General features: G+C 46.4%; 23 protein-coding genes. 12 read left to right on the top strand and 11 right to left on the bottom strand.

Annotated features, from left to right (window positions below; all coding sequences use genetic code 11):
- Positions 1–366: 366 nt before the first annotated feature.
- On the top strand, positions 367–2,310 hold the full coding sequence (locus OM978_RS01785) for a putative bifunctional diguanylate cyclase/phosphodiesterase (RefSeq protein WP_264345039.1): 1,944 nt from the start codon (positions 367–369) through the stop codon (positions 2,308–2,310).
- Here the strand turns inward: OM978_RS01785 and OM978_RS01780 are convergent.
- Together OM978_RS01780 and OM978_RS01775 are read right to left on the bottom strand one after the other, a co-directional pair.
- The gene (locus tag OM978_RS01780) at positions 2,307–3,473 is read right to left on the bottom strand and encodes a serine hydrolase domain-containing protein (RefSeq protein ID WP_264345037.1); all 1,167 of its coding nucleotides are present in this window, start codon (positions 3,471–3,473) and stop codon (positions 2,307–2,309) included. The two genes, OM978_RS01785 and OM978_RS01780, sit on opposite strands and share 4 nt — an antisense overlap.
- 24 nt (positions 3,474–3,497) lie before the next feature.
- A complete protein-coding gene (locus tag OM978_RS01775; protein ID WP_264345034.1) occupies positions 3,498–6,689 on the bottom strand; it encodes a DEAD/DEAH box helicase in 3,192 nt (1,063 codons plus the stop codon).
- A 219-nt stretch (positions 6,690–6,908) separates the two neighbouring features.
- Between OM978_RS01775 and OM978_RS01770 the strand changes: the two genes are divergently transcribed.
- The 3 genes from OM978_RS01770 to OM978_RS01760 are packed head-to-tail and all read left to right on the top strand — an operon-like array spanning position 6,909 to position 10,869.
- On the top strand, positions 6,909–8,441 hold the full coding sequence (locus OM978_RS01770) for an OmpA family protein (RefSeq protein ID WP_264345032.1): 1,533 nt from the start codon (positions 6,909–6,911) through the stop codon (positions 8,439–8,441).
- 17 nt (positions 8,442–8,458) lie between these two features.
- The gene (locus tag OM978_RS01765; RefSeq protein ID WP_264345030.1) at positions 8,459–10,042 is read left to right on the top strand and encodes a hypothetical protein; all 1,584 of its coding nucleotides are present in this window, start codon (positions 8,459–8,461) and stop codon (positions 10,040–10,042) included.
- A complete protein-coding gene (locus tag OM978_RS01760) occupies positions 10,039–10,869 on the top strand; it encodes a hypothetical protein (protein ID WP_264345028.1) in 831 nt (276 codons plus the stop codon). Before OM978_RS01765 ends, OM978_RS01760 begins: the two co-directional genes overlap by 4 nt.
- A 34-nt stretch (positions 10,870–10,903) precedes the next feature.
- Here OM978_RS01760 and OM978_RS01755 read toward each other — a convergent pair whose 3' ends face one another.
- Positions 10,904–11,221, bottom strand: a complete 318-nt coding sequence (locus OM978_RS01755) for a hypothetical protein (protein WP_264345026.1) — start codon at positions 11,219–11,221, stop codon at positions 10,904–10,906.
- Positions 11,222–11,491: 270 nt separating this feature from the next.
- On the opposite strand from OM978_RS01755, the gene OM978_RS01750 reads away from it, so the two are divergent.
- Together OM978_RS01750 and OM978_RS01745 are read left to right on the top strand one after the other, a co-directional pair.
- Positions 11,492–11,668, top strand: coding sequence for a DUF1328 family protein (locus tag OM978_RS01750; RefSeq protein WP_233010339.1), 177 nt, complete (start codon positions 11,492–11,494; stop codon positions 11,666–11,668).
- Between the two features lie 29 nt (positions 11,669–11,697).
- Entirely contained in the window at positions 11,698–11,979 is a 282-nt protein-coding gene (locus OM978_RS01745) for a hypothetical protein (RefSeq protein ID WP_264345022.1), read from the top strand.
- A 60-nt stretch (positions 11,980–12,039) separates the two neighbouring features.
- Here OM978_RS01745 and OM978_RS01740 read toward each other — a convergent pair whose 3' ends face one another.
- Entirely contained in the window at positions 12,040–13,374 is a 1,335-nt protein-coding gene (locus OM978_RS01740) for a sigma-54 interaction domain-containing protein (RefSeq protein WP_264345020.1), read from the bottom strand.
- A 138-nt stretch (positions 13,375–13,512) separates the two neighbouring features.
- On the opposite strand from OM978_RS01740, the gene OM978_RS01735 reads away from it, so the two are divergent.
- The 4 genes from OM978_RS01735 to OM978_RS01720 all read left to right on the top strand — a co-directional run bounded on the left by OM978_RS01735 (position 13,513) and on the right by OM978_RS01720 (position 16,239).
- Entirely contained in the window at positions 13,513–13,977 is a 465-nt protein-coding gene (locus OM978_RS01735; protein ID WP_264345018.1) for a hypothetical protein, read from the top strand.
- A 186-nt stretch (positions 13,978–14,163) separates the two neighbouring features.
- Positions 14,164–14,715, top strand: coding sequence for a BON domain-containing protein (locus tag OM978_RS01730; protein WP_264345016.1), 552 nt, complete (start codon positions 14,164–14,166; stop codon positions 14,713–14,715).
- A gap of 156 nt (positions 14,716–14,871) precedes the next feature.
- Positions 14,872–15,339, top strand: a complete 468-nt coding sequence (locus OM978_RS01725) for an RrF2 family transcriptional regulator (RefSeq protein WP_264345014.1) — start codon at positions 14,872–14,874, stop codon at positions 15,337–15,339.
- Positions 15,340–15,345: 6 nt separating this feature from the next.
- Positions 15,346–16,239, top strand: coding sequence for an NAD(P)/FAD-dependent oxidoreductase (locus tag OM978_RS01720; RefSeq protein WP_264345012.1), 894 nt, complete (start codon positions 15,346–15,348; stop codon positions 16,237–16,239).
- 45 nt (positions 16,240–16,284) lie between these two features.
- Here OM978_RS01720 and OM978_RS01715 read toward each other — a convergent pair whose 3' ends face one another.
- The 7 genes from OM978_RS01715 to OM978_RS01685 form a co-directional block, all read right to left on the bottom strand.
- The gene (locus OM978_RS01715; protein ID WP_264345010.1) at positions 16,285–16,740 is read right to left on the bottom strand and encodes a cupin domain-containing protein; all 456 of its coding nucleotides are present in this window, start codon (positions 16,738–16,740) and stop codon (positions 16,285–16,287) included.
- 168 nt (positions 16,741–16,908) lie between these two features.
- Positions 16,909–17,232, bottom strand: a complete 324-nt coding sequence (locus OM978_RS01710) for a nucleotidyltransferase domain-containing protein (RefSeq protein ID WP_264345007.1) — start codon at positions 17,230–17,232, stop codon at positions 16,909–16,911.
- Positions 17,225–17,650 carry a nucleotidyltransferase substrate binding protein gene (locus tag OM978_RS01705; protein ID WP_413690820.1) on the bottom strand — a complete coding sequence of 142 codons (426 nt, stop codon included), beginning with the start codon at positions 17,648–17,650 and terminating at the stop codon, positions 17,225–17,227. The genes OM978_RS01710 and OM978_RS01705 overlap by 8 nt, the downstream gene beginning before the upstream one ends.
- A 43-nt stretch (positions 17,651–17,693) precedes the next feature.
- A complete protein-coding gene (locus OM978_RS01700; RefSeq protein WP_264345005.1) occupies positions 17,694–18,875 on the bottom strand; it encodes an NAD(P)/FAD-dependent oxidoreductase in 1,182 nt (393 codons plus the stop codon).
- Positions 18,875–20,929, bottom strand: a complete 2,055-nt coding sequence (waaA, locus tag OM978_RS01695; RefSeq protein WP_264345003.1) for a lipid IV(A) 3-deoxy-D-manno-octulosonic acid transferase — start codon at positions 20,927–20,929, stop codon at positions 18,875–18,877. The genes OM978_RS01700 and waaA overlap by 1 nt, the downstream gene beginning before the upstream one ends.
- The gene (locus tag OM978_RS01690; RefSeq protein WP_264345001.1) at positions 20,930–21,709 is read right to left on the bottom strand and encodes a glycosyltransferase family 2 protein; all 780 of its coding nucleotides are present in this window, start codon (positions 21,707–21,709) and stop codon (positions 20,930–20,932) included.
- Positions 21,710–21,711: 2 nt separating this feature from the next.
- Complete coding sequence (locus OM978_RS01685; protein WP_264344999.1) at positions 21,712–22,491, bottom strand: glycosyltransferase family 25 protein; 780 nt, start codon at positions 22,489–22,491, stop codon at positions 21,712–21,714.
- 174 nt (positions 22,492–22,665) lie between these two features.
- On the opposite strand from OM978_RS01685, the gene OM978_RS01680 reads away from it, so the two are divergent.
- Both OM978_RS01680 and hldE read left to right on the top strand, forming a co-directional pair.
- Positions 22,666–23,259, top strand: coding sequence for an SIS domain-containing protein (locus OM978_RS01680; protein ID WP_264344997.1), 594 nt, complete (start codon positions 22,666–22,668; stop codon positions 23,257–23,259).
- The gene (gene hldE, locus OM978_RS01675) at positions 23,259–24,719 is read left to right on the top strand and encodes a bifunctional D-glycero-beta-D-manno-heptose-7-phosphate kinase/D-glycero-beta-D-manno-heptose 1-phosphate adenylyltransferase HldE (RefSeq protein WP_264344995.1); all 1,461 of its coding nucleotides are present in this window, start codon (positions 23,259–23,261) and stop codon (positions 24,717–24,719) included. Before OM978_RS01680 ends, hldE begins: the two co-directional genes overlap by 1 nt.
- Position 24,720: the final 1 nt, after the last annotated feature.

The raw sequence follows: 24,720 nt of genomic DNA, 5'->3' as shown, positions 1-24,720 counted from the left end.
GGCGTTTCATGCCAGAAATCCGCGATGTTAAGCATAAATTTTGTTGTTTTTGTTTGAATAAAGGCCTGTATTTTTTGTTAACAATTAGTCAAAGCATTAGGCTCCCAATACGGCACCATGCTCCAAGGCGGGATACAACTGCTCCCTGTGTTTAAAGTGATTACTCCAATTATTTTTTAGCAAAGTCAGGAAAAAGAGTTCCGTTAGTAAAACTTATAGGTTTTGCTCAGTTGACCTGAATAATTGCTGCCATACTGACTAAAGCTTCCTGCTCGGTATGTTGAATTGAGAAGTATCTGAATCGCCCGCCATCCGCCCGCCGGATCACGGATATTCAAACACCCTATGAAGAAAATAGGATGCTTTATGGGTAATGAAGATGAACTGCAAAAACTGCATCAGCACGACAAAATAAATTTGTTATATTCAAACAGTTATGCTGGAATGTTTATTTCAATGATCGCATCCGGCACTCTGGCTTTTGGTTTTCTGCAGCCGGTCAATCGCACAGAAAAAATATACTGGTGGTTGCTGATGAACGCATTGCTGCTGTTCAGGCTGGCAGATGCCATAGTCTGGGCACGCAAAGTGCGACAGGGCTTCGAAGGTCAGCGCAAAGATTTACTCAGATTTTCAGCTGGCGCTATTACTACAGCGTTGTTGTGGTGTTTCTATTGCCTGTATTTTTATTCCAGTTTTGAACTAAGCGAATTGACGACCTGCATCATCATTGTTTCGGCTATGGCCGGGGGTGCTGTAAATATTTTATCAGGCGACAAAATCACCTCTGTCACCTACTCCATTATTTTATTGTTGCCCTTTTCGACCTTGCTGCTGTTATCGCCTGAGTACTATCAGAACTTGCTGGGTGGACTGGGGGTATTTTTTTCGCTGGTGATGATAGTGTCTGCCGTAAAGTCGGCAAACTTCACGCTTAAATCTATTGAACTACGGCATCAAAACAACCTGTTGCTGGAAAATATGGAAGATCAGGTGGTTGCCAGAACCAAGCAGATCTACGATTTATCCAATCTGGATGTATTAACCCGCTTATTTAACAGAACGGCTTTTTTGTCTCATGTGCGGGAAATAAAGCAGAGTTCTATTCGACAAAACCGAGGCTTCTCTATTTTGTTTGTCGATTTAGACGGCTTTAAAAGAGTGAATGACAGCATAGGACACAGTGTAGGCGATGAAGTATTAATACTGACAGCACAACGAATTAAAGCCTGCTGCACTGAGGCCATGACCTTGTGTCGCTGGGGTGGTGATGAATTTCTGGTCTGTGTGCCAAGCAATAATACCGAGCTGTTAGTGCGATTATCAGGGCAGTTAGTTGAACAAATCTCCGGCACTATGGATATCAGAGGCCACAGGATCCGCATCAGCGCCACTATAGGTATTGCACTTTACCCGGATCACAGTAAAGACGAGCAGGAGTTAATTCAGCTGGCAGATATGGCGATGTACAACCAAAAATCCAGCATCAGCCAACGCTGGTCTTTCTTTGATGATCATTTAGCCAGCAGAATGAAAAGGGAAATTTTTCTGCGCAATAGACTGGATACAGCTTTAGAAAATGAAGAGTTCCGCCTGGTGTTTCATCCTATTGTGCGGGCATCCGATACGGCAGTTGTCGCTTTTGAGGCTTTGCTGCGCTGGCAGCTGGATGGTGAAAATATAGCGCCGGATGAATTTATATGCCTGGCAGAGCAAACAGGACGAATACGGCAAATTGGCTACTGGGTGTTACATAATTCCTGCATGGAAATCAAAAAGTTAACTGAACTTTATGGCGCAATTTCAGTTTGTGTCAATGTGTCTGTCGTACAGTTTCAGGACCCGGGCTTTGCCGTTACTGTCGAAGATATGATCCGGCATTACGGTATTGAAGCCCGTTTCCTTCATATAGAAATCACTGAATCTGTGTTCTCCGGCGATAAAGAAAACTTGTTTTTCACCATCAAACATTTGCAAAGCCTTGGCATTAAAGTGTCGATTGATGACTTCGGCACAGGCTATTCTTCCTTGTCGGTGATGCAGGATTTAAATGTGAATATTGTAAAAATCGACAAGTCTTTTATCGATAAGTTGGATCTGAATGGCATGTCGATAGTGACGGCTGTGATGAGCATTTCCGCCAATATGGGTTACAAAGTTGTAGCTGAAGGGGTGGAAACCGCAGAGCAGGCTGAAAAACTGACGAAAGCAGGAGTACACTTCTTACAAGGTTACTTGTACGAACGGCCACTGGAACTGCATCAGGTGAATAGTTTTATCCAGAAAAACCGGGTGCAGCTGGCGCATTAACGAATACCGGCTGCCACTATATTCGCCAGTTTAGCGCGCAGGTCGGTGATGGAGCTGTTGCGGTTGGGGTGAACACGATTCGATAACAGAATGATATAGGTGCGGCTGGTAGGGTCTAGCCAGATACTGGTGCCGGTAAAGCCGGTGTGGCCAAAAGAACCTGGTGGCAATAAATCACCTTTAGGTGCTGAATAGCCTGTTTGCATATCCCAGCCTAAAGCACGGCTTTGCTTGCCAATAACAACCGGAGTGAGTAAACGTTGCACTGCCAGCGGCGATAATACTTTTTGGCCCTTTAACTCCCCCTTGTTTAATAGTATTTGGGCAAATAAGGCCAAATCGTCCGCTGTGCCAAAAACTCCGGCATGACCAGCTACTCCGCCTAAACGCAAGGCTGTTGGGTCGTGCACTACCGCATGTAAATAAGGCTGAGCATAATTCGGCAATAGCTTTTGATAATCCGCATCCCCTTTCAGGTTTTCGGTGGGGGCTATACGTTGTACATAAGCAGCATCTTGCGAAAGCTTATCCAAAGGCAAATAGCGGCTGTCTTTCATTTTTAATGGCTGAAAAATACGTTGTTCTGCTAATAGATGCAGTGGCTGTTTTGTGATCTGCTCAACCACTAACCCCAATAAAATAAAGCCTATATCTGAATACACAAACTGCTGATCAGCCTTGGTTTTTAATTGAAGTTTCGCCAGCTGTTGATCCAACCCAGCTTTGCCCTGCCAGAATTCACGTCTGTCAAAACCATCAGCTAAACCTGAGCTGTGAGTGAGTAATTGCAGAATAGTGATTTTCTTCACTTCAGCATCAGTGAGTTGCTGCAGGTACTTGCCGATTGGGTCTGTTAAACGCAACTCGCCCTGCTCGACCAGCTGCATGATTAAGGTTGTTGTCACTAAAGGCTTGGTTAACGAGGCTAAATCAAAAACTGTATCTGGTGTAGTGACCGCCGCTGCAGGTGAATAGGTGATAAAACCAAAAGCCTTACGATATAAAACCTTATCGCCTTGCCCCACCAATACCACAGCACCAGGTAATTGTTTGTCGGCAATAGCCTTTTCGACCAAAGGCGCTATGCGATCATAAGGCTCAGTCGCCAGAACATCAGAACTGATACAACACAACAGGAAAAACAGTATGCATTTGATTTTCATAAATTTTTCTTTCCCTGCTGTGAACTATTCGCTAAACAATGCCAATAAATCCTGAGCCTCACCTTGCCAGATATGGCTTTGGCCCAGACTGAAAATCTGATCGGCCAGCCCTTGTTTAAACTGCTGTAACTGCTGCACTTTTTCTTCCACAGTTTTGCTGATAATCAGCTTATAGACAAATACCTGCTTATCCTGGCCTATACGATAAGCCCGATCTGTCGCCTGATTTTCAGCGGCCGGATTCCACCATGGGTCGTAGTGAATAACAGTATCAGCTGCGGTCAGGTTTAAGCCTGTGCCGCCAGCTTTTAAGCTGATTAAAAATACCGAATTATCACCTTGCTGGAACTCGTCTATTTGCTCCTGCCGTTTTTTAGTCTGCCCTGTCAGCTTACTGTAGCTGATATCCATATACTGCAGTTCCTGCTCTATCAGGCTCAGCATGCTGGAGAACTGGCTAAAAATCAGCACTTTACGACCTTCTTCGATCATCTCAGGTAAAGTGTCCCGCAACCACTGCAACTTAGCATTATTCTGCACCAACTGTGCCTGCTCTATGGGCAATAACCGCGCATCACAACAGGCCTGGCGTAACTTTAATAGCGCATCCAGATACTCCATCTGGCTGGCGGCTACACCTTTGCGCAAAAACATTTCCCGTACTTTGGTTTCCATAATTAAACGGATGCTTTCGTACAAATTACGCTGATCCGATTCCATCTCCAGCAGCTGCAGAATTTCAGTTTTATCAGGTAATTCTGTCGCGACCTGCTTTTTAGTGCGGCGTAACATAAAAGGTGCAATACGCTGACGCAGAGCATGAGCCCGTTCTGCATCGGCCGATTTTTCGATTGGCTTGCGAAACACCTGAGTAAAACGGGCTTCTGTGCCTAATAAACCCGGCAAGACAAAATCAAATAAAGCTTTAAGCTCACCTAAATGGTTTTCCAGCGGTGTGCCTGTTAACGCCAGCTTAAAGTCGGCTTTGACCAGCCGCGCACTTTGCGCCGACTGCGAACCGGCATTTTTAATATGCTGAGCTTCGTCCAGCGCCATCAGGCTAAAGTGATGGGTCTGGTAATAAGCTAAATCCCGTACCAGCAGCGGATAGCTGGTGACTATTAAGTCGTATTTTTCCAGCTGGTCAAACAAGGCCTGACGTTTAGGGCCGTATAAAGTCAGTACTTTTAGTGAAGGGGCAAAACGTGCGGCTTCCTGCGCCCAGTTGCCCAATAAACTGGTAGGGCAGACGATTAAAGCCGGATGTTTCAGTAAACCCAGTTCTTGCTGATGCAGCAAAAACGCCAGCGTTTGCACTGTTTTACCCAGGCCCATATCGTCGGCCAGAATGCCACCCAAACCAAAGCGACGCAGAAAACAAAGCCAGCTTAAACCCTGCTGCTGATAAGGCCGCAATTGAGCTTTTAAAGTGACAGGCGCTGCAACATCTTCAATACCATCAAAATGATGCAACTGAGTCACCAACTGCTGCAAACGTCCGGCATTTAGATAACGGATTTCTTCAGCACCTGGGCCTGGCAATAAAGCGGCTTTGTAATCCGGCAGCTCTATTTCACTGGGTGCTTTTTTCAGGTTTAACAGTTCAACTATGGTGTCAATTAACGGCTGAATCAGGCTAACAGGTAAAGGTAATTTGCCTTGCGGCAAACTAAGCCACAAGGTTTCATCGGCAGCAGGCAAACCAAAACTGCGTAACCACTGAGTGATTAAAGGCAATAATGGAATTTGCTGACCGTCAATTTCCACCTGAATAGCTAAACCAAAACCACCGGTGTTTTTGTCTGTCACTTCCAGATAAGCTTTGGCATGGATCACCGCCTGATTAAAGGCTTTGTCCTGATCAATACGCCAACCTTGTTGTTTTAGCTCTGGAATGGCTTGCAACAAAGGCTGCCATAACAGCGGATTTTCCGGCCCTTCGCCACAGTCAAAATAAGGTGTTGCGGACTGCTCTACAGGCACGGAGCGCAAGCCATACTTAGATAGAGTTTCCAGCGCCTTGATTTCACTGTCACGGTCGCGACGGATAAATACCGTCTGATTATCCAGTTGCAATTGAGTTTGGGATTGCTGTAAATCCAATGGCAACAGATGCGGACCATAAGCCATCTGTAATACAGCCACAGCTTTGCTGACTTTGTTTTTTTGCGTTAACAACTTCAGCTGCAACACGGGCAGGGGTTTGCTTTCAATTTTTTGCACCGCACTGTCGTCCGGCATAGGTAAATTGAGTTTAGGGAAAATTTGCTGCAACCGTTTCATACTGTCCGGCAATACCGCGGCTGGCACAGGAGGCATGCGCATTAGCAGCTTCAGCTCACGGCCTGTAATGTCGCTGTCGAGTAAACCCAGCTGATTATTGACTAAATCGAGGTAACAAGGCGGATCGGTAAACACCAGTTCCAGTTCGCGATCTTTGGGCATCAGTTGCAATAACTGCCAGCCGGCTTTGCTTTTTAACCAGCGTAATTGCAGCAGCAGATTATCGGCCCAGAATAACTCCCGGCGTTCCTCATCCAGCACACAACGGCCTGTTTCCAGCATTTTTAAAAGCAGCTGATAACCCCACTGATCTTCAATTAAGGCCTGACGGCGTAAATCAAAAGCAAAAAACTGCTGTAATAACCTGTAGTCGTCTTCGGCCAGCCATAAAGGCCGAACCTGCCCGGAAAGTTCACTTTGAGCAATAATTTTGCCTTTGCTGTAACTGCCATTTTTAGCTTGTTTCACGCGTTTGGGCAGTAGTTGTAAACCTAAGCTACTGGGGCGAAGTTCATACAAGACGGTGTCTTCAGTGTTAGGTGCTGCAGCTGGAGGATTGTATTGCTCAGCTTCGCTAAACCATTGGTTTAATTGTCGTACAGGCTGTTGCACCGACTTTTGCTGTAATTGGTCCAACTGATGTTTCAGCTTCAGCAAGGCCGCCAGCACATGTTTGCATCTGTTGCCCTCAGAGCAGGTGCAGGAATCTGTCAGTTGCACCTGACCATCCCGCTCAGAGATAGAAATCAGCTGCTTAAAAGGACTAAAGCCATCGCCCCAGACCTGACTGCGGATTTGAGAAAAATCAGGCTCATAATCCAGTTGCACCACTTTTCCGGCCAGAAAATAAGCACGCGCCTTATGAAAGGTGGCAGGGTGAAACCAGAGCTGTAACTGCTCCGCAGAGACAGGAAAAACAAAATCAGCAGTCATACGCCAAATTTTTTAAAACCAAATGGCGTTTATGCTACCTCAAATTACAGGACAGCCATAGCAGACATTTGCAATTGTCTGAGTCTGAATAAACTCAAGGCCATAAGTTATTGCTGTTCGGCGATTAACTGTACCAACATTCTGATTCAACTAGAAAATTGATTGACCTATTTCAGTAGCAGAGTATGATTTTGTTACAACTTAAAAGGATGATTAAGAATGGATGCACCTTCGCTGACCTCGCGTTTTAAAACCTCTATTTTAGTTTCTGCAGTTTGTTTAGCTTTAAGTAGCTGCGCTAACCCCGGTAAAACAGCCAATGAAGTAGGTGAAAAGTACGGCCGCACTGCTGTCGGTTGTGTTGGTGGTACTTTGATTGGTGGTTTGGCTGGAGCTTTATTGGGTGGCCGTGATGGCGCACTCAAAGGAGCTGCAGCAGGTTTAGTTGCTGGCTGTATTGCAGGCCATATGTGGGACAAAAGAGAAAAAGATCTACAACGACTTGCCGCTGAAGAAAATATGAAGATCCAAATGGAGCGGGTTTATCAGGCTCCATCTCAGGATCCGGTTCAGGCGAAAAAATCAGCTAAAAAAGATGATAAAGCAGCACCGCAAAACGACACTGTAGGTTTAGTGGCTCAAATTGAAGACAGTTCGATGTTTGACGTCAACAGTGCCACTCTGACCGAATCTGGTGTTCGCCAACTGGAGAAACTGGCGGCTTTAGTTGCCAATGCCCGTAAAGGCGAAGGCACAGAAGAAGCTCCGATTTTGGTCATTGGTCACACAGATAACACAGGCAGCGCTGAATACAACCAGACCTTATCCGAACAAAGAGCTAAAGCTGTTGTGAGTTTGCTGGCCAAGCAAGGGTTTAATGCAGAGCAATTGTATTTTCAGGGTGCTGGTGAAGGCCGTCCCTTAGCAGACAATGGCACTCAGACTGGGCGGAATATGAACCGTCGTTTTGAGTTAGTGGAATTAAAAGATGAAGAAATGCTGCAAAAACGTATTGCCGCCGAGCAGCACAACCCACGTTATATTCAACAATCCACAGCACATTTAAATCAGGTTCCTTACAAGACGCAAAGCGAAAAGCCAGCGTCTACCAAAACCACTACAGCGAAAACAAGCAGTACAACAAAAAGCTCAGGTAAGCAGAGTTCTGCCAACAATGGGGTTGATTTTGGCGGTAAACCTGCCGCCAAAGATAGCTGGGAGCTGGCTTCCAGATTCACACCCAATTATCAGGGCGGCAGTGGCTTATTCAGCTCAGCTGTAGCCAATGATGCGCCTATACGTTCTTGCTCTAACGACAACAAGCCAGTGATAGGCGAAGTCAAAAACCTGGCTGGCAACACTTTAGCTCAGTACAAAACGACTGAGTTCATGCCGGGCATGAATGGCAAAGTATGGGCAGCCAAAGTGAATGGTCATGTGGTGTACATTAATCCTGTGGCCGTTTTAGCAGAAAGTAACGAAGTGGCAGCGCAGCCGGTCGTGGCATTCAGCCAGAACTATAGCAAAAGCAAAGCCGAAATTACGGGTCAATATCAAGGTCACGCCACCGTCTATCCGGGCCAAAAAAATATGCTGATGCGTATTTTTATCGCTGACGCCAAAGCGCCCATTCAATGTCTGGATTTGATTTTGCCTTATGGTGGCAGCAAAGCTGTGGACGGTACTTTGTATTATCCAAAACAAGATCAAACCTACGTCGCTGATTACAGACCACGCAATACAGATATTTAAACCGGGAAACTAAGAAAATGGATGAGTTGAAGTTATTTCTTGCTGCCTACTGGCAACTGATTACAGCATTTGTATCTTTTATGCTGTTTGTACTGGCACTTAAAGTTTGGTGGTCAGAAGTGAAGTTTTTTATGATGCGTACCGGCTGGTCATTGCCTCTGGTGGGTCGTCTGGCCCGCGCTGGTCGCTCTGACCACAAACTGGGCGGCGACGGCTGGTATCCAGTTGAAAAACGCGTGTGTTCTGATTTCTATGAACACTACAAAGACTTTAGTCAAAGCCCTGATTATTATGAAAAATGTGATGATTATCTGAACAAAGTTGAAGAAAGCGGCCGTTCAGAGAAAGGTCCATTTTTATGGGCTTTGATCATTGGTTTAATTTTGCTGGAAGCCGTAGGTTTTGCCTATGTATTAGCACCTTTTATGGCCAAAAACGCCTCCAGCAACGAGCAAACTATGCTGGCCTGGTTTGTCGCCTTTTTACTGTCGATTGCGGCAGTTTTCCTGACTGAGCTGACAGGTAAAGAGTGGCATAAAAACAGTCTGCTGAAAAAAATCCGTGGCTGGTGGGACATTGAAGGCAAACAGAAAAAATTAAATCTGATGCCAGAAAAAGACATCAGCATAGATAAAACCTATAACGACAATAACAGCATGAAATTCCAGCAGGTACTGAACCGTGTTCCTGCAAATGCTTCAGTGACCCCCAATTACACTGCAACTATTATTACCGTAGTTTATATCTGTTTTCTGGCGATAGGTGCTTATCTGGTAAGAAGCTATACGCTGGATGCTGAAAACACCGATATGGTGAATCAGGCTGTGATGTATGAACAAACTGCAGCTGACGATCCAATGGCTCTGTTAGAGCAAAGTGCCCCAAGTGACGACGATATCGCCTTGCCTGCCGAGATGGCTCAGGTGAATGAAACAGCCACCAAAAAAGCTGAAGATGAAGCAACCTCGGCTCGCTCCAGCGCCAGCCGGGTTACCTTTGTCATCCTGTCTGTTATTTTTGTCATGATTCAGGTGGTAGGTATCTACTTTGGTTTTGCCTTTAGTTACGCAGGCAAAGAATCAGTAAAAGCACGTAACTATACGAAGAACTTTAACAGTGCAGAAGAGTTGAACGACTGGTTAGAACTGAAAAAAGATCTGATCGCTTCTCAGGCTGAAGCCTACCTGCAAAGGCTGCGTGAAAAAATGAGTCGCAGAGCAGTTATTTCATCTGACGAGCAGGAGGCACTCCAGGTTGGCAGTACACAACGTACTTTCCACCATTACCTCGCCAATCAGGCGGTGAAAAAACAAGTTCAGGCAACCACTCCAGTGGTAATGCAATCGAGCATAGTGGTCACGCCTGTAGTTGCAACTGAGTCGGTTGTTGCTGCAACTGTTCAGGCTGAGCCTGCCCCTGCAGTGGCGCCAGCACAGGCAACAGAACAAAGCATGCCAGCTGAACTGGCGGATCTTGACCTGACTAAATTGGGTGAAGAAGATTTAGCTGTCCTGGCAGAAGACTTTGAGCTGGACTTAACCTGGCTGAAAAAACAACAACGCCTTGCGACTATTAAAAACAAATCAAGGACTACTTCATGATGAAAACAGGATTAGTCCTGTTGCTGGGTGCATTGTGCACCCAGCCGTTATGGGCTGCAGAACGTAACGATATTAAAAGCTGTTACGACAGACTAGGGATCACTGAAAAACCCCAACCATCTGGCCGTGAGCTGGTGATGGTGATAGATGAAACCACTCAGTTGCCTGTCAGCTTAAAAAAAGAGGCGTTAAGCCATTTAATACGTTTTGTGAAACCTGGCGATGCTGTGAAGTTGTACCGCTTTTCAGCCTATTTACCTGACAGCCATATGGCGCTGGTATTTGCCGGTAAGCTTGAATCCCAGTTGTCACAGCAACAACGCGACAGCACCGGGCAAAACAGCTTACGCCAATTGGACAACTGTATAGCGTCACAGCAAAAGTATTTTCAGACCCTGATCGCCAAAGGTCTGGCTAACAGCTTCGGCAGTGAAGATAAAAAGATCGCTAAAAGCGAAATTTTCTTTAGCCTGAAACAAATTGGTCACGACTGGAAGAACTCACAAGCTCAGGACAAAGTGCTGTTTTTGGTCTCAGACATGCTGGAAAACTCCGACTTCAGCAGCTTTTATCAAAACAACCAGATTAAAACCATCAATCCAGAGCAGGAACTAGCCAAAGTACAGAAAAACCAGCTACAGGCTGAGTTTCCTCAAGTGCGGGTTTATGTGCATGCGGCGGGTCTGGTGCCAAATGATGTCAAGCACGGTTATCGTTCTGGTAAAACCATGCAGAGCCTGCAAAGCTTCTGGCAGGAGTATTTCGCTTTGGCAGGTGCCAGCTTAGAGGGTTTTGGCAGCCCATCATTAACCACTGATTTAAGATAACATCTTCCAGACCACGGCACTGATGACAGTGCCGTTAGTCATCTGCAGACAAAGTAGTCAGTACCACATGCTTTTTGATGTCTTTTATTAAAATGCCGCATTTAAACAGCTGCTTGTGGATCTGTTTTTGAAAATACAGATCCAGCTTTTGCTCAACCGCAGCGGCAAGAGCTGTTTCGGAATTAAACTGGCAACGCACCAGCAAAGAACCCGGGAAATTTTCAAACTCCAGACTAAACCAGCAGCCAACAAAATCCGCATACAAAACTGCAGCCGCCTGCTCAACAACTTCCAGCGATTTCAGCACATTGGCTTGTTGTTTTAGTTGCACCACACTTAGTTTTTTTGCCATTGCTAACTCGCACTTATGCTCTTTATAGGCTGGATTATGCCATGGTTTAAGCCGCACAGCAGCGGGCTTTAGCTTCACAACTCTGCAACTGTTACTGCTTTGCCTGTAAATTTTACCGTTGAGCTGCAGGAAGTTAAGACAGCCTGCGTTCATAAAACATGTATAAAATAAGCGATAACAATAACTTAAAGTATAAACCCTGATATTGGCATGATGCTGGCTTAGTGTACAAAGTACGTTCAACTAGTGCAGAAGCACTGAGGAGCAATTATGTTAGGCTGGGCTTTAACCTTTCTTATTGTGGCCATAGTGGCCGGTATTCTGGGTTTTGGTGGTATTGCAGGCGCTGCAGCAGGTATAGCGAAAATTATCTTTATGATTTTTGTCGTATTACTGGTAATTTCATTGTTAGCGAATGCGCTACGCGGCAAAACCCCTAAATTATAATTGGCCCCAAGTGGCCGAAGGAGAATGGAATGAAAACACAAAGCTCATTATTCAAACTGGCGTTGGCTGTGATGCTGGCAACTTCTGTTGCAGCCTGTAGCGAAAGCGATGCAGAAAAAGCTGAAGACAAAATGGAAGAACTGAAAGTTCAGGTTGAAGAAAAGGCTGAACAAGCCGGTGAAAAACTGGAAGATGCAGCAGACAAAACTGCTGATGCAATGGAAGATGCCGCTGACGCAACAGCAGAGAAAGCCAAAGAGTTGTGTGAAGCCGCTAAGGAAAAGGCTGACGCCAAAGATAAAGAGTGTTAATTTTGTGAGGCGGGGTTTATCCCCGCCTTTCTTCTGCCTGGTGGATAGTAGTCAGAAGACTCAACTTTCCTGCTGATACTTTTCCAGTTTATTGTAGAGTGTTTTTACACTGATCCCTAACTGCTGTGCTGTGTCCGTTTTATTACCACTATTTCGTTCCAAAGCTGCAAAGATGGCGGCTTTTTCCAATTCATCCAACGGCATATCAGCCGGAATATCAGTGGCCAAAGCAGCTGGGGTAGCAACTTCAAGCAGCAAATGTTCGGGTTCAATCAATTTGTCCGCCAGAATAAAAGCCCGCTCAACCGCATGTTTCAGTTCACGCACATTGCCAGGCCAGGAATGCAACTTAATCACGGACAAAGCCGCATCAGACAATTGCTTTTGTTGTTTTTCACGGGCATTACAATAGGCAAGAAAATGATAAGCTAAACCTGCAATATCCCCTTCCCGCTCGCGCAAAGCTGGCACTTTGACCGGAAACTGCGATAGCCTGAAATACAAATCTTCCCGAAAAATACCATCAGCCACAGCCTGCAACGGATCGCGGTTCGTCGCGGCTATCACTCTGACATTGGCCATACAAACTTTATTACTACCCACAGGCCTGTATTCACCGCTCTCCAGTACCCGCAGTAACTTCACCTGCTGTTCCAGCGGCATTTCTGTCACTTCATCTAAAAACAAAGTGCCTTGTTCAGCCTGGGCAAACACGCCCTGATGATCCCGCAAGGCCCCAGTGAAGGAGCCTTTGACATGACCAAAGAGTTCACTGTCGATAAGCTCTGAGCTTAACGCACCACAGTTGATAGCAATAAAAGGTTGATCAGCCCTGTGGCTGGCTAAATGCAGAGTGTTAGCAACCAGCTCTTTGCCCGCGCCACTTTCGCCGACAATAAAAACGTTGGCTTCAGTCACTGCAACTTTACGAACTGTTTTATAGAGCCTGAGCATAGCGGCAGAGGAGCCGACCAATAAACCAAACTGGTCCAGATCACTACTTTGTACTTTACGTTTTACCGCTACTGACGATAACTGCTGGTAAAAGTCCTGTACCGCATCCAGTACTGATCCCATATCGAGCGGCTGACGGAAATGGTAACCAGCCCCACAACGCATCAACTGGTCCAGCGCCAGATCCGGTATACCTTTACTCACCAAAATAAAGTCGATTTCGGCCAGCATATTGCTTTGTTGTAGTAATTCGTACTGGCCAGGCTCTGTATTGTCAATTTCAATAAAGGCTAAGTCACAGCGTTGTCTGAGCAATTGTTCCACCCAGCATTCATCCGGCTGACTTTTACAAATGACAAAACGCCGGACACTATCCGACTGCAAGAGTTGACTGGTTAATTCCGGATCCTGCACATGCAGGAACAATAGGGGCTGGGTCATAAATACTTTCCGTAGTTTAAGACTGTAAATTTAACAGGGGTCCTGAGTAAAACTTACCGATCGGTGCTCAGCTTCCTGGAGAGAAAAATCAAAAATACCTATACATCATAAACTTACATTCTGGTACATGAATTGATTATGAATCTGCATGGTTTTTATTTGCCATGGAGTACCAAAGTGATGACACAACAATTTTTAAGCAAAACCCCAACTGTACAAACTACGCAGCTTTTAGCGGCATTAAGCTGTTTATTTAGCCGGGCTAAAACTTTTTACCAGCATAGTGCAGAAACTGCTGTCCCCGGCAATCTGCGCCGACAATTTGCAGCGCTGGCAGAACTGCATCAACGGGTCTTATACCTGTTACCACCCCATAACAGCACAACTACAGATGAGATAGAAGCTTTGGCTGAGCTCAGCCGTTGGTACGACGATAAGCCGAACCAGCCATCGCTACGCACTATACAGCAACAACTGGCAAAACAGCTGCAGCTGCAAAAAGCCATGATCCGAAACTGTGATCTGGGTCCGCATCAGATGACTTTATTGCATTTTACCGCCAGCGTGCAAATTGCCGCTGATCAGTTAGCAAATCGCCATTGAGCTAATGCCCATGAATGCAGCAAAAGTTATTCAGTTAAGTATGAAACTTTTACCGATCAGCCAGACAAAATTACAAACATAAAATTAACATCAGATGAACCATAAAACATAGTTATTATAAATCAATAACTTAAACTTTGGCACCAAACTGGCAATACCTTAGGTGTCATTAACAAAAGGAGCGACATGATGAAACGCACAACATTAGCAGTGATGATCACTTTAACTTTGGCTTCAGTGTCAGCCATGGCGGCCAATGACTGGAAAGACGCAACTAAAGATGCCTGGATAGACGGTAAAGCTGAAACCACGCTGTTACTCAATGGCAACCTGAATTCTTTTACCATCGACACTCATGTGAAAAACGGTGTTGTCACCTTAACAGGCGAAGTGGAAAGCGATGTGGATAAAGCCCTGGCTGCCGAGCTGGTTGAAGGTCTGGAAGGTGTCACCTCAGTAGAAAACAAACTGATGGTGAAAAATGATGGTAAGGGTAATACAGACCCAAAACAGACCAGCGCATTGAAAGACGCCAAAATAGCTACAGTGGTGAAAACCAGCTTGCTATTTGAACCTGAAACCAGTGGCACCAGCATTGATGTAGATGTGAGTAACAGTGTAGTGACGCTGAGCGGTGTGGTTGATTCCGATGCGGAAAAAGATTTGGCCGTTGCCAAAGCCAAAAACACCAAGGACGTGGTAAATGTGATCGATAAGCTCACAGTATCAAAAGGTTAAGCCCTTAACACCAACGCCAAAGCCGGTCTTGATTGACCGGCTTTTTTTATTTCAGCGGTACAATTTGGCTTTTTTCTATCGCTCCATTGCCTCAATTCAACGCCTTTCACAAATCAGAGCTTGATCAGTTTTACATCATGTAATAATGTAAGTTACATGAAAAGTGATAATAAACTCTCGTCCATTTTGCATGTCATCCTGCATCTGGCTGAACATCATCAGGCCATGACCTCAGAGACGCTTGCGCTTTATCTGAAAACGAATCCTGTCGTGATCCGCCGCATGATGGCGGGTTTACGCCAGGCTGGATTAGTGATTTCAGTCAAAGGCCATGGCGGGGGCTGGACTATGGCAAAACCTCTGGCAGCCATTAGCTTGCAGGATGTATATCAGGCACTTGGTGCACCACGATTATTTGCTCAGGGCTATCGACAGGAAGCGCCACAATGCCTTATCGAACAAGCGGTGAATGCTTCACTGGATTCAGCTTTTGCTGAAGCAGAACAACAATTGCTACGAAAATTCGGCAACGTCAGTCTCGCTGATATAGCAGCTGATTTTGCACTCAGACGCCAACAACATCTGGCGACTCTGGACAGCCCACAACAACCCCCACAAGAGTAAGCAGATATGGATTTTGATGTGATCATCGTAGGAGGCAGCTACGCCGGTATGGCTGCCGCTTTGCAGTTAGTACGTGCCCGTAGATCCGTGTTGATCATAGATGCAGGCAGCAGACGCAACAGATTTGCTGATAGTTCACACGGCTTTTTAACTCAGGACGGTAACAGCCCTCAAGCTATAGCTGCCACAGCTAAAGCTCAGCTAATGGCTTATCCGACAGTACAATGGCTGGAGGCTTCCGCCATCAGTGCCAGCAAAACCGACACTGGTTTTCAGGTGGGTACTGACACACAAAGCTATCAGGCCAAACGCCTGCTGCTGGCCAGTGGTGTGACCGATCAGCTTCCTGAAGTTCCTGGCCTGGCAGAGCGTTGGGGCAAAAGTATTTTTCATTGCCCTTATTGTCATGGCTACGAGCTGGATCAAGGCCCAATTGGAGTAGTAGCAGCCAGTCCGCTCGCCTTACACCATGCGCTGATGCTGCCAGACTGGGGACCAACCACTTTATTCACTAATGAATGTTTTGAACCAGATACAGAACAAAAAGCGCAGCTGCTTGCCCGGGGTGTGGTGATTGAACCTAGCAAAGTCCTACAGATTTCAGGTAAGGCTAATGTGCAGCTGAGCAATGGCAAGGTGCTGCAAATGGCAGGCCTTTTTACCCAGCCTACCACCACAGTCAACAGCCCATTAGCAGCGCAGTTGGGCTGTCAGTTTGAACAAGGCCCATTGGGTGCTTTTATTCAAACCACTGCGACTAAAGAAACGACAATAGCGGGTGTATTTGCCTGTGGTGATAACGCCCGTATGGCAGGTTCAGTGGCCATTGCCATAGGCGATGGCTCGCTGGCTGGAGCCATGGCTCATCAGTCTCTGCTCTTTGGCACTATCAGCCACTAAGATTCACACATCATCTTCAATCAAGCTCTGAGCCTCAACAGCTGCTCAGGGCTTGGCCTTTACCGCTGGATCAACAGGAACAGGCACACCTTTGCTATGCCATTTCATCACCACAAACTTCAGCGGCTTTTTGCCTGTATTGCGGATACCATGCGAATCCCAGGGCGCTGCATATAAAATATCACCAGCTTTAGCTGCAATTTCTTTGTCTTTCAGCGACCAGACGCCTTCGCCTTCCACTACCATCAGATACTCTTCTTCGGCATGAATATGAGGCGGATGAATTTCTTTACCTGGCTCAATCACAGCCACACCAGTCAGTGCATCCTGGGTACCAAAAGTAGGTTTGGTAAAGTAGCTATAAAACACATAACCATCACCCTTCTCGGCTTTTGCTTCCGACTGCTGCATTATTTGCGAAGGCTGAGCCGGCTCTGCAGCTACTGTACTCAGGCAAGTCAAAGCCAATCCGGCCACTAATCCCAACTTTAATTTGAACATCCTTACTTCCTCCTGCTGAATTATCTTGCCTTTACACTGCCCTGAAACGAAGACAAGGTCAAACAGCTATTGGTCTGATCTGTGGAGCTAGATTTATAGAATTAGACTGGTTTGATGAAACGAAATTGAAGCTATAAGGTTCAGATGAGGGTGGTCAGACGAAAAAATTTAACTGGCAACGGGATAAAAATTTACACCAACCCTACTGATATGCTCAATCAAACCAGGGTTAGTTATATGGTGAAACAGCGACAAATCAAACTGATAAGGGGTATTGAGTTCATCCAGTTGGTTTTCGATTCGCAGTAACAGGGCTGTATCAACTGAAGGATCTGTTTTTAAGGTCAGATCAATATCCGAACCCTCTCTGAAATTCCCTTTAGCACGAGAGCCATATAAAACAGCAGATCGCACTTGTGGATACTGTGACAGTACCAATTGAATAGCCTGAACGACCTGTTCGGATAAACCGTAGCTGCGCACGTTATTCATAAGCGGCGGCTTTTTCTATCAGTTGCTGCTTTAAAGCCATCAGCGCCGGGTAATAACGCTGGATCACCTCAATGGCAATTTCATCAGCAGTATTTTTGTTATAAGAATGAACCGTATGCTGGCGGCTTTTAATCATATCCATCCAGAGCTGGCCTTCCGTGACTAAACCACGATTAAAAGCGGTGCGAAAAGCATCTCTGCTCCCCTGAATATCTTCAGTGTCACCCTGATAGCTGTAGAAGTCTTTTATTACATTCCAGGCCAACTCGTAGTTGTATTCAAAAGCCTGGATGAGTCCTTGCTGCTCTAAATCTGATAAAGCGCGTTGTTTAGACAAAGTGACAGCCTGCTCCAGTTGCACCATGGAGCGTTTGAAGTTGTCCAATCTCTGTAACCAGCGAATATCCTCAGCCATCATGTTTCCTGTCTATTAGTGCTCTCTGTCTACTATAGCAAAACAACTAACAATACTGCCCTGCCACCCAACCAGAAGCCCAAGCCCACTGGAAGTTGTAGCCTCCTAACCAGCCTGTGACGTCTACTACTTCGCCGACAAAATACAGGCCTGGTTGTTTTTTCGCTTCCATGGTTTTGGAGGATAGTTCGTTGGTGTCGACACCACCTAAAGTCACTTCGGCGGTGCGGTAGCCTTCGGTGCCGTTGGGTTTAAATACATAATGCGTCAGGCTGTCGGCTAAACGCTGGATCGATTTGGCGTGCAGCGCTTTAATGGCCTGATTTTGAAATACATTCAGCTCCAGCAGTTTTTCGACCAAACGTTTAGGCAGCAAACGTGAAAGGATAGTTTTGAGTTCCTGCTCAGGGTGTTTTTGCTGTTGCTCCAGCAGAAACTCGTTTAAATCCTGCTGTGGCGATAAGTTAATAATCAGCTCGTCGCCCGGTTGCCAGAAGCTAGAGATTTGCAAAATAGCAGGGCCACTTAAGCCCCTGTGGGTAAACAGCATATCTTCCGGAAACACCACATCATTGGCTTCGGCCGTGACAGGCAAAGACACACCGCTGATTTCTTCAAATACCGCTTTATCGGCTGGTTGCCAGGTCAGTGGCACTAAAGCAGCACGCACCGGCAAGACATTTAAGCCAAACTGCTCAGCCAACTGAAAACCATAAGCTGTAGCGCCTAAATTCGGCAGGCTTAAACCGCCAGAAGCCACCACTAAACTCTGACAGCTGCGGGCAAGTTGTGGCGTAGTGACTGTATAAACACCATCGGCAAAACTGACGTTTTGAATATCCTGCTGCAGCGCGATGGACACGCCAGCCTTATCGCATTCTTGTTGCAGCATATCGACAATATCTTTGGCGCTGTCGTCACAAAACAGCTGGCCCAGCGTTTTTTCGTGATAGGCAATGCCGTATTGCTGCACCAAAGCGATAAAATCCCATTGGGTATAACGGCTTAACGCCGACTTACAAAAATGTGGGTTTTGCGATAAAAAATTCGCCGGGCTGGCGTAGATATTGGTGAAGTTACAGCGGCCACCACCAGACATCAGAATTTTGCGGCCTATACGTTTGCCGTTATCCAGCACCAGGGTTTTACGGCCTCTTTTGGCCGCTTCAATAGCGCTGAATAAACCTGCTGCGCCTGCCCCTATGATGATCACGTCCCACTGCTGCATTAGTTTGTACTCTGTATGGTTTGGCTTGCCGCTTGCTGATAACCCAGCTCAAGCGCGGCGAATTGGTCGTGCTGCCAATGAAAGACTGGCAACTGCTGTTTTTCTTTGTTTAGCGAGCGTAATAAACGCTGTAAATTCTGTGTTTTCCAGCTTTGATCCGGAAAGTCTGCTGCTGTGCGAATAGCGCATTTATCAAAATCGATTAGCCAAAACTGACCTTGCTGATCAAGCAAAATATTGTGGCAGTTTAAGTCGGAGTGATACACCTGATGCTGATGAAAAGAGGCTATTAATGCACCTAGCTGTTGCCATTCGGTAGTAGTTAAAGGCCGTTGTTGCAGCAGATGAGCCAAGTCTGTGGTGCCAGGGATACGTTCAATCAGAATATCAGCGCTATAGCCAAAGCTATGCTTTTGATACAAAGCGGCGCAAGGCCGTGGCACAGCTAAACCCCATAAGCGCATTTGCCAAAGTAAACTGAATTCCGCCATAGCCCGGCTTTGTGCTGCAGGCTCTGGCCAGAACTTATCTTTGTTCAGTTTCCCCACCAAACCACCACGGTAATAATGCCGCAGTACCGCCTCTTTGCCGTTTGGCTGGCGGATAAACCACACCGTATTGCGGCCTTTGGACTGGCCTGTGACTAAGCCCTGTTGTTGCCAGAATTCGCTCTGGAAATACGTCATCTCAAAGTTCGGAGAAAAGTGCGTGTCAAACCAGGCTAAAGCATTGTCTGCATTTAACTTTTTAACTTCAGCCATGGGCAATAAATTACTCACCTGAACCATGATGCGCGCCACAGCACCTTGTTGCTGCTGATAGAGTTTTAAACCCTTTTCACCGGTCTGAATCGCCAGTTCTGGTTGCTGCATAAGCTGAGTCACAGTGTTGACCAGATCCTCTACTGTAGTTACCTGAAAATAAGCTTGCTGTTGTTGCAGTAACTGAAACACCAGCTGAAAATTAAACACATAAGGGCCGGATAACACGGCTTTGCCAAACGCCATAGCTTCCAGCGGATTATGGCCACCGCGTTCAATCAGGCTGCCGCCGATAAAAACAAAATCGGCCAGTTGATACCAGCTTAATAACTCGCCCATTGAATCGCCAAGCCACACTTCAGTACTGGCATCTGGTAAACCATTCAGGCTGCGACGCACATACTTCAGCTGCTGTTGTTGTAACAGCTGAGCGACAGGATCAAAACGCTCCGGATGCCGTGGCACCAGCACCAGCAGAAGCTCTGGGAATAGAGGCTTTAACTGCTGATAAGCCTGGATCAGCAGCTCATCTTCACCGGCATGAGTGCTGCCAACAACCCAAAGTATCCGGCCTTGCAGCAGAGGTTTTAAGCTATGCGCCAATTGGGTGCTAGTTTTTGGCACATCCAGTTCAAATTTTAAGTTACCCGCTACTTGCACATGTTTTGCGCCCAAGGCCCCAAAACGGCGGGCACTGGCTTTATCCTGAGTCAGAATTTGACTGATGTTACGAAGCATAGGCTGAGTTAAAGCGCTAAAACGCCGATAACCTTTGGCTGAACGTGCCGATAAACGGGCATTCACCACCAAAGTCGGAATAGAAAGTGCTTTGCAATTCGCTACCAGATTAGGCCAAAGCTCAGTTTCTAAAATCAGCAACAACTGCGGCTGCATGTACTTTAGCCAACGCCTCATCAGCACTGGGTAATCAAAAGGCAGGTAACAATGCGCAAGAGTTCTGCCCAGTTCCTGCTGTTCAGCCTGCAATTTCTGAATAGCAGCAGAAGCCGTAGGTGTGGTGCAGGTAATGGTGAGAGGTAAATGCGGATACTGCAACAACAGCTGTTTAATCAAAGGTTTGGCCGCGTTAAACTCTCCCACTGAAACTGTATGCAGCACTATGCCGTCTTTGGCTGACGCTGCTGGCAGCTTCAACGCAAAACGTTCAGCAAAACGCTGGCGATAAGCCGGGTCTTTGCGCGAGCGTAGCAGCAAATACAGCGCTAACAGCGGAGTCAGTGCCAGAATCAGGGCGCTGTACAACAGTCTTAACAGGAAAAAGCTGGTGTGCATTTAGCTTTTTGCTTTGGCTTTTGCATCAGCCACCATAGTGGCCAAAGCGGCGTATTTATGAAAAGCATACTGGCCCAGCACTATAGCCATTAGTAAACCACGCCAACCGTCGAGGAAACCCAAACGCAGCACATACTGCTGAATAAAGTCGGTGAAAAACCGCAAAATGGCAAAACCTAAACTAGCCTTTTTACCACGGGCAAATTTATCTTCAGCCCCTAAACAGGCATATTTCACATGCTTTTCCTGACAATGCTGATAACTGCGCCAGCTGTGGTGAATAATGGCCGATTTTAATACCCGCACTTTTTCATAAGGCAATAACAGGGTTTCGTGCACCTGACGGTCTTTAAAGCTAGCCCCTGTTTTTAAAAACAATTTACCTTGCGGTGTGGAATAACGACCATGTTTGAGCAACTTGCCAAAAAAGTAGGTGTGCCATGGCATTTTGATAAAGTTGGCGTCTAAATCAGGCTCAGCCAATACCTGATCAATTTCCACTTTCAGTTCAGGCGTCAGCACTTCGTCGGCATCTATGCTCAATACCCAGTCATGTTCACACCAGGCTAAAGCACGGTTACGTTGTGGGCCAAAACCAGGCCAGTCGGTTTGATAGACTTTGTCGGCGTACTTTTCTGCGATTTCTACTGTTCTGTCTTTACTGCCAGAATCGACCACTATCAGTTGATCGACCCAGCCAGAGAGCGACTGTAAACAAGCTTCAATGCGGTCTTCTTCATTGCAGGAGATGACAAAACAGGAAATTTTACGGCTACGCATGCTTAAACCTCTTCCTGTTTGGTTGGAGTAAACTGTACCTGTGACAGATCGCCCGACAGATGATGACTGCGGATAGATTTCAGCTGAAAACGGTATTTCAGGTTACGCCAGAACGAAGTACCGCCTTTGCGGGTGCCGCCACTCATTTTGTCGATTTCGCTTTCAAAACGGCTGGCCGACCACAAACGGTAAGGCAACATCGAATACACAGTCAGGTTTAGCTCAGGGTAAAACTGCAGATCCACATCAACAGGGCGGAAAAACTTAGGCCGGCTCAACAGCTTTTTTGCACCGTCCAGCGTTAACGCATAAGCTGTGGTGCAGTTGGGCACTTTGGCAAAATTCACCAGGCTATAACCATCTCCCAGCTCTTTTTTCTGCTCACCTGTGCCTGCTCTGTCATCGGCTAACTTAATCATATCCCAGTGTTTTAATTGGGTGATTTTTTCCAGCACAGTCAGAAATTCAGGCTCTACATCTATATCGTCTTCCAGAATAAAGGCCATGGCGATGTTTTCATCGACCATGCGCTGCCACAAAGTGCGGTGACTTAAATAACAACCAATTTCGCCTGGCGACAAAGGACGGCGGAATTTCTTCTGGTTTAATGCCGGATCATAACAAGCGGCAACTTCAGCCTGGCTTAGGTTTTTGCCATAAATAGCACTGAAGCGTTCAGCATCCAAACCCAGCTTATGCAGCTGCTTTTTGGCGGACTCATAACGCTCAGGGTTGGAATCCAGATTAATTAACCAGATTGGGTATCCTGCAAACTGTCCCATGTTTTTCTTCCACTTTATTCTGCTTCTATGCAACGATTTTACCTGAACGCCTTCTAAAGACAGAGCTTTTTTTCCCGCAATAGCCCTGAAGACAGAGCGCCTGGATAAAAAGTTCTTTTGCAATAACTAAGATCCGTTAAAATGCCTTATTCACTGAGCTAAACCGAGCCTCTTATGTCAGATGTAAAATCCAGTTTGAAACAAAGCTTTTTAGATAGTTTAAAACGTCACCGTGACGCCTTTGCCACAGTGGAAGCCTATCATGAGCAAGCGATGCAGCTGTTGGACGCAGTGCAAAACTGCCTAAAACAAGGTGGCAAAGTAGTATGGATGGGTAATGGCGGCAGCGCGGCCGACAGCCAGCATTTAGCAGCTGAGTTTATGGTGCGTTACAAAGCAGAACGTGGCCCGCTGGCATCTATCGCCTTAACAACAGACACTTCTATTCTTACAGCACACGCCAACGACTACCATTTTGACAGCGTGTTTGAGCGTCAGGTGTTAGGTTTAGTGCGGCCACAAGACGTGGTGATTGGCCTGACGACTTCAGGTAAAAGCCCAAATATCAATTTAGCTTTAAAAGCCGCCAATGAATTAGGCGCTTTCACAGTAGCCCTGACTGGTCGCGATGGTGGTTTAGTTAAAGACATCGCCAAACTGCCTATTATCGTGAAAAACGACGAAACAGCCCGTATTCAGGAAGTGCATATGTTTATTGGCCACTGGCTCTGTGAAGCCCTTGATCTGGCCATCGTAGGTAACAACTAATGATTAACCTGAGCCTGCTGCAAAATTTGTCTTCTGCTTCTGTACTGGTGGTGGGTGATGTAATGCTGGACCGCTATTTTAATGGCGACTCGCAGCGTATATCGCCTGAAGCCCCTGTGCCTGTGGTGAAAATCAGCAAAATAGAAGACAAAGCCGGTGGCGCTGCCAACGTGGCACGTAATATCGCCCATCTGGACGGTAAAGTAGGCTTATTAGGTATTATTGGTAACGACAGCGCGGGTGAGTCGTTGCAGCAGTTGCTGGCGGGCGAGCAAATTCATTCCGAGCTGTTTAGCCAGGATCATAAACCTACTATCGCAAAAATGCGGGTGGTGTCACGTCAGCAACAAATAGTGCGGCTGGATCAGGAAGAAATGTTCAGCAGCGAAGATGCCGAACTGTTGGCAGAACGTTTTGCTGCTGTGTACCAGAACTACGATGTGATCCTGTTCAGTGATTACAACAAAGGCTCGTTGCAGCAGATTTCCAAAATGATCAAACTGGCCAAAGCGGCTGGCAAAACTGTATTGGTCGACCCAAAACAAGCCGATTTGTCGGTGTATGCCGGTGCTGATGTGATTACGCCGAATTTAGGTGAATTTAAAACCGCAGGCGGCAAAACAGCTTCAGTGGAAGAAATGCTCAGTTCAGCCCGTGAGCTGATGCAAAAAGCCGGTTTAGCTTCGATTTTATTAACCCGCAGCGAACAAGGCATGAGCCTTATTACCGCCACTGAACATTTCCACTTCCCGGCTCAGGTGTTGGAAGTCAGTGATGTGACTGGTGCTGGTGATACAGTAATCGCCACTTTAGCTGTGATGTTAAGTGCTGGAATGTCACTGCATGATGCCACTCAGCTGGCTAACTTAGCGGCTGGCATAGTGGTAGGCAAAGTAGGAGCTGCGACAGTTTCTCCTGAAGAGTTGGCCGCTAAGCTGAATAAAGATTTATTCCGTCAGGGCGATTTTTACCAGACGCCTTTTGACAAAGTACTGCAGCATATTCAGTTTGCCCGTCAAAACGGTGAGCGTATTGTTTTTACCAATGGCTGCTTTGATATTTTACATGCAGGTCATGTGCGTTATTTAGCTCAGGCCAAAGCTTTGGGTGACCGTTTAGTAGTGGGCCTGAATTCAGATGCTTCAGTGCGCCGCTTAAAAGGCGAACAGCGCCCTATCAATACTTTGGAAGACCGTGCCACAGTGCTGGCAAGTTTGGCCAGTGTGGACTGGGTGGTGCCTTTTGGCGATGACACAGCCGAAAACGATACGCCGTTAAAATTAATCAGCACCATATTGCCTGACGTATTAGTCAAAGGCGGCGACTACAGCATTGCAACCATAGTGGGTGCTGACGTAGTGATAGCCCATGGTGGTGAAGTGCAGGTGCTGACTTTTGTTGATGGCCGCTCCACCAGCAAAGTAATACGGAAAATTCAGGACTTGCAGGGAAATAACTAAT

Source organism: Rheinheimera sp. MM224 (assembly GCF_947090785.1).
In the GTDB taxonomy this organism is placed as follows: domain Bacteria; phylum Pseudomonadota; class Gammaproteobacteria; order Enterobacterales; family Alteromonadaceae; genus Pararheinheimera.
This window is presented reverse-complemented; position numbering and strand designations above follow the sequence as displayed.

What these genes read in the sequence shown, in the direction of transcription:
- OM978_RS01785 (WP_264345039.1), top strand. Translation starts at nt 367, where the DNA reads ATGGGTAATGAAGATGAACTGCAAAAACTGCATCAGCACGACAAAATA.
- OM978_RS01780 (WP_264345037.1), bottom strand. Translation starts at nt 3,473, where the DNA reads ATGAAAATCAAATGCATACTGTTTTTCCTGTTGTGTTGTATCAGTTCT.
- OM978_RS01775 (WP_264345034.1), bottom strand. Translation starts at nt 6,689, where the DNA reads ATGACTGCTGATTTTGTTTTTCCTGTCTCTGCGGAGCAGTTACAGCTC.
- OM978_RS01770 (WP_264345032.1), top strand. Translation starts at nt 6,909, where the DNA reads ATGGATGCACCTTCGCTGACCTCGCGTTTTAAAACCTCTATTTTAGTT.
- OM978_RS01765 (WP_264345030.1), top strand. Translation starts at nt 8,459, where the DNA reads ATGGATGAGTTGAAGTTATTTCTTGCTGCCTACTGGCAACTGATTACA.
- OM978_RS01760 (WP_264345028.1), top strand. Translation starts at nt 10,039, where the DNA reads ATGATGAAAACAGGATTAGTCCTGTTGCTGGGTGCATTGTGCACCCAG.
- OM978_RS01755 (WP_264345026.1), bottom strand. Translation starts at nt 11,221, where the DNA reads ATGGCAAAAAAACTAAGTGTGGTGCAACTAAAACAACAAGCCAATGTG.
- OM978_RS01750 (WP_233010339.1), top strand. Translation starts at nt 11,492, where the DNA reads ATGTTAGGCTGGGCTTTAACCTTTCTTATTGTGGCCATAGTGGCCGGT.
- OM978_RS01745 (WP_264345022.1), top strand. Translation starts at nt 11,698, where the DNA reads ATGAAAACACAAAGCTCATTATTCAAACTGGCGTTGGCTGTGATGCTG.
- OM978_RS01740 (WP_264345020.1), bottom strand. Translation starts at nt 13,374, where the DNA reads ATGACCCAGCCCCTATTGTTCCTGCATGTGCAGGATCCGGAATTAACC.
- OM978_RS01735 (WP_264345018.1), top strand. Translation starts at nt 13,513, where the DNA reads ATGAATCTGCATGGTTTTTATTTGCCATGGAGTACCAAAGTGATGACA.
- OM978_RS01730 (WP_264345016.1), top strand. Translation starts at nt 14,164, where the DNA reads ATGATGAAACGCACAACATTAGCAGTGATGATCACTTTAACTTTGGCT.
- OM978_RS01725 (WP_264345014.1), top strand. Translation starts at nt 14,872, where the DNA reads ATGAAAAGTGATAATAAACTCTCGTCCATTTTGCATGTCATCCTGCAT.
- OM978_RS01720 (WP_264345012.1), top strand. Translation starts at nt 15,346, where the DNA reads ATGGATTTTGATGTGATCATCGTAGGAGGCAGCTACGCCGGTATGGCT.
- OM978_RS01715 (WP_264345010.1), bottom strand. Translation starts at nt 16,740, where the DNA reads ATGTTCAAATTAAAGTTGGGATTAGTGGCCGGATTGGCTTTGACTTGC.
- OM978_RS01710 (WP_264345007.1), bottom strand. Translation starts at nt 17,232, where the DNA reads ATGAATAACGTGCGCAGCTACGGTTTATCCGAACAGGTCGTTCAGGCT.
- OM978_RS01705 (WP_413690820.1), bottom strand. Translation starts at nt 17,650, where the DNA reads ATGATGGCTGAGGATATTCGCTGGTTACAGAGATTGGACAACTTCAAA.
- OM978_RS01700 (WP_264345005.1), bottom strand. Translation starts at nt 18,875, where the DNA reads ATGCAGCAGTGGGACGTGATCATCATAGGGGCAGGCGCAGCAGGTTTA.
- waaA (WP_264345003.1), bottom strand. Translation starts at nt 20,929, where the DNA reads ATGCACACCAGCTTTTTCCTGTTAAGACTGTTGTACAGCGCCCTGATT.
- OM978_RS01690 (WP_264345001.1), bottom strand. Translation starts at nt 21,709, where the DNA reads ATGCGTAGCCGTAAAATTTCCTGTTTTGTCATCTCCTGCAATGAAGAA.
- OM978_RS01685 (WP_264344999.1), bottom strand. Translation starts at nt 22,491, where the DNA reads ATGGGACAGTTTGCAGGATACCCAATCTGGTTAATTAATCTGGATTCC.
- OM978_RS01680 (WP_264344997.1), top strand. Translation starts at nt 22,666, where the DNA reads ATGTCAGATGTAAAATCCAGTTTGAAACAAAGCTTTTTAGATAGTTTA.
- hldE (WP_264344995.1), top strand. Translation starts at nt 23,259, where the DNA reads ATGATTAACCTGAGCCTGCTGCAAAATTTGTCTTCTGCTTCTGTACTG.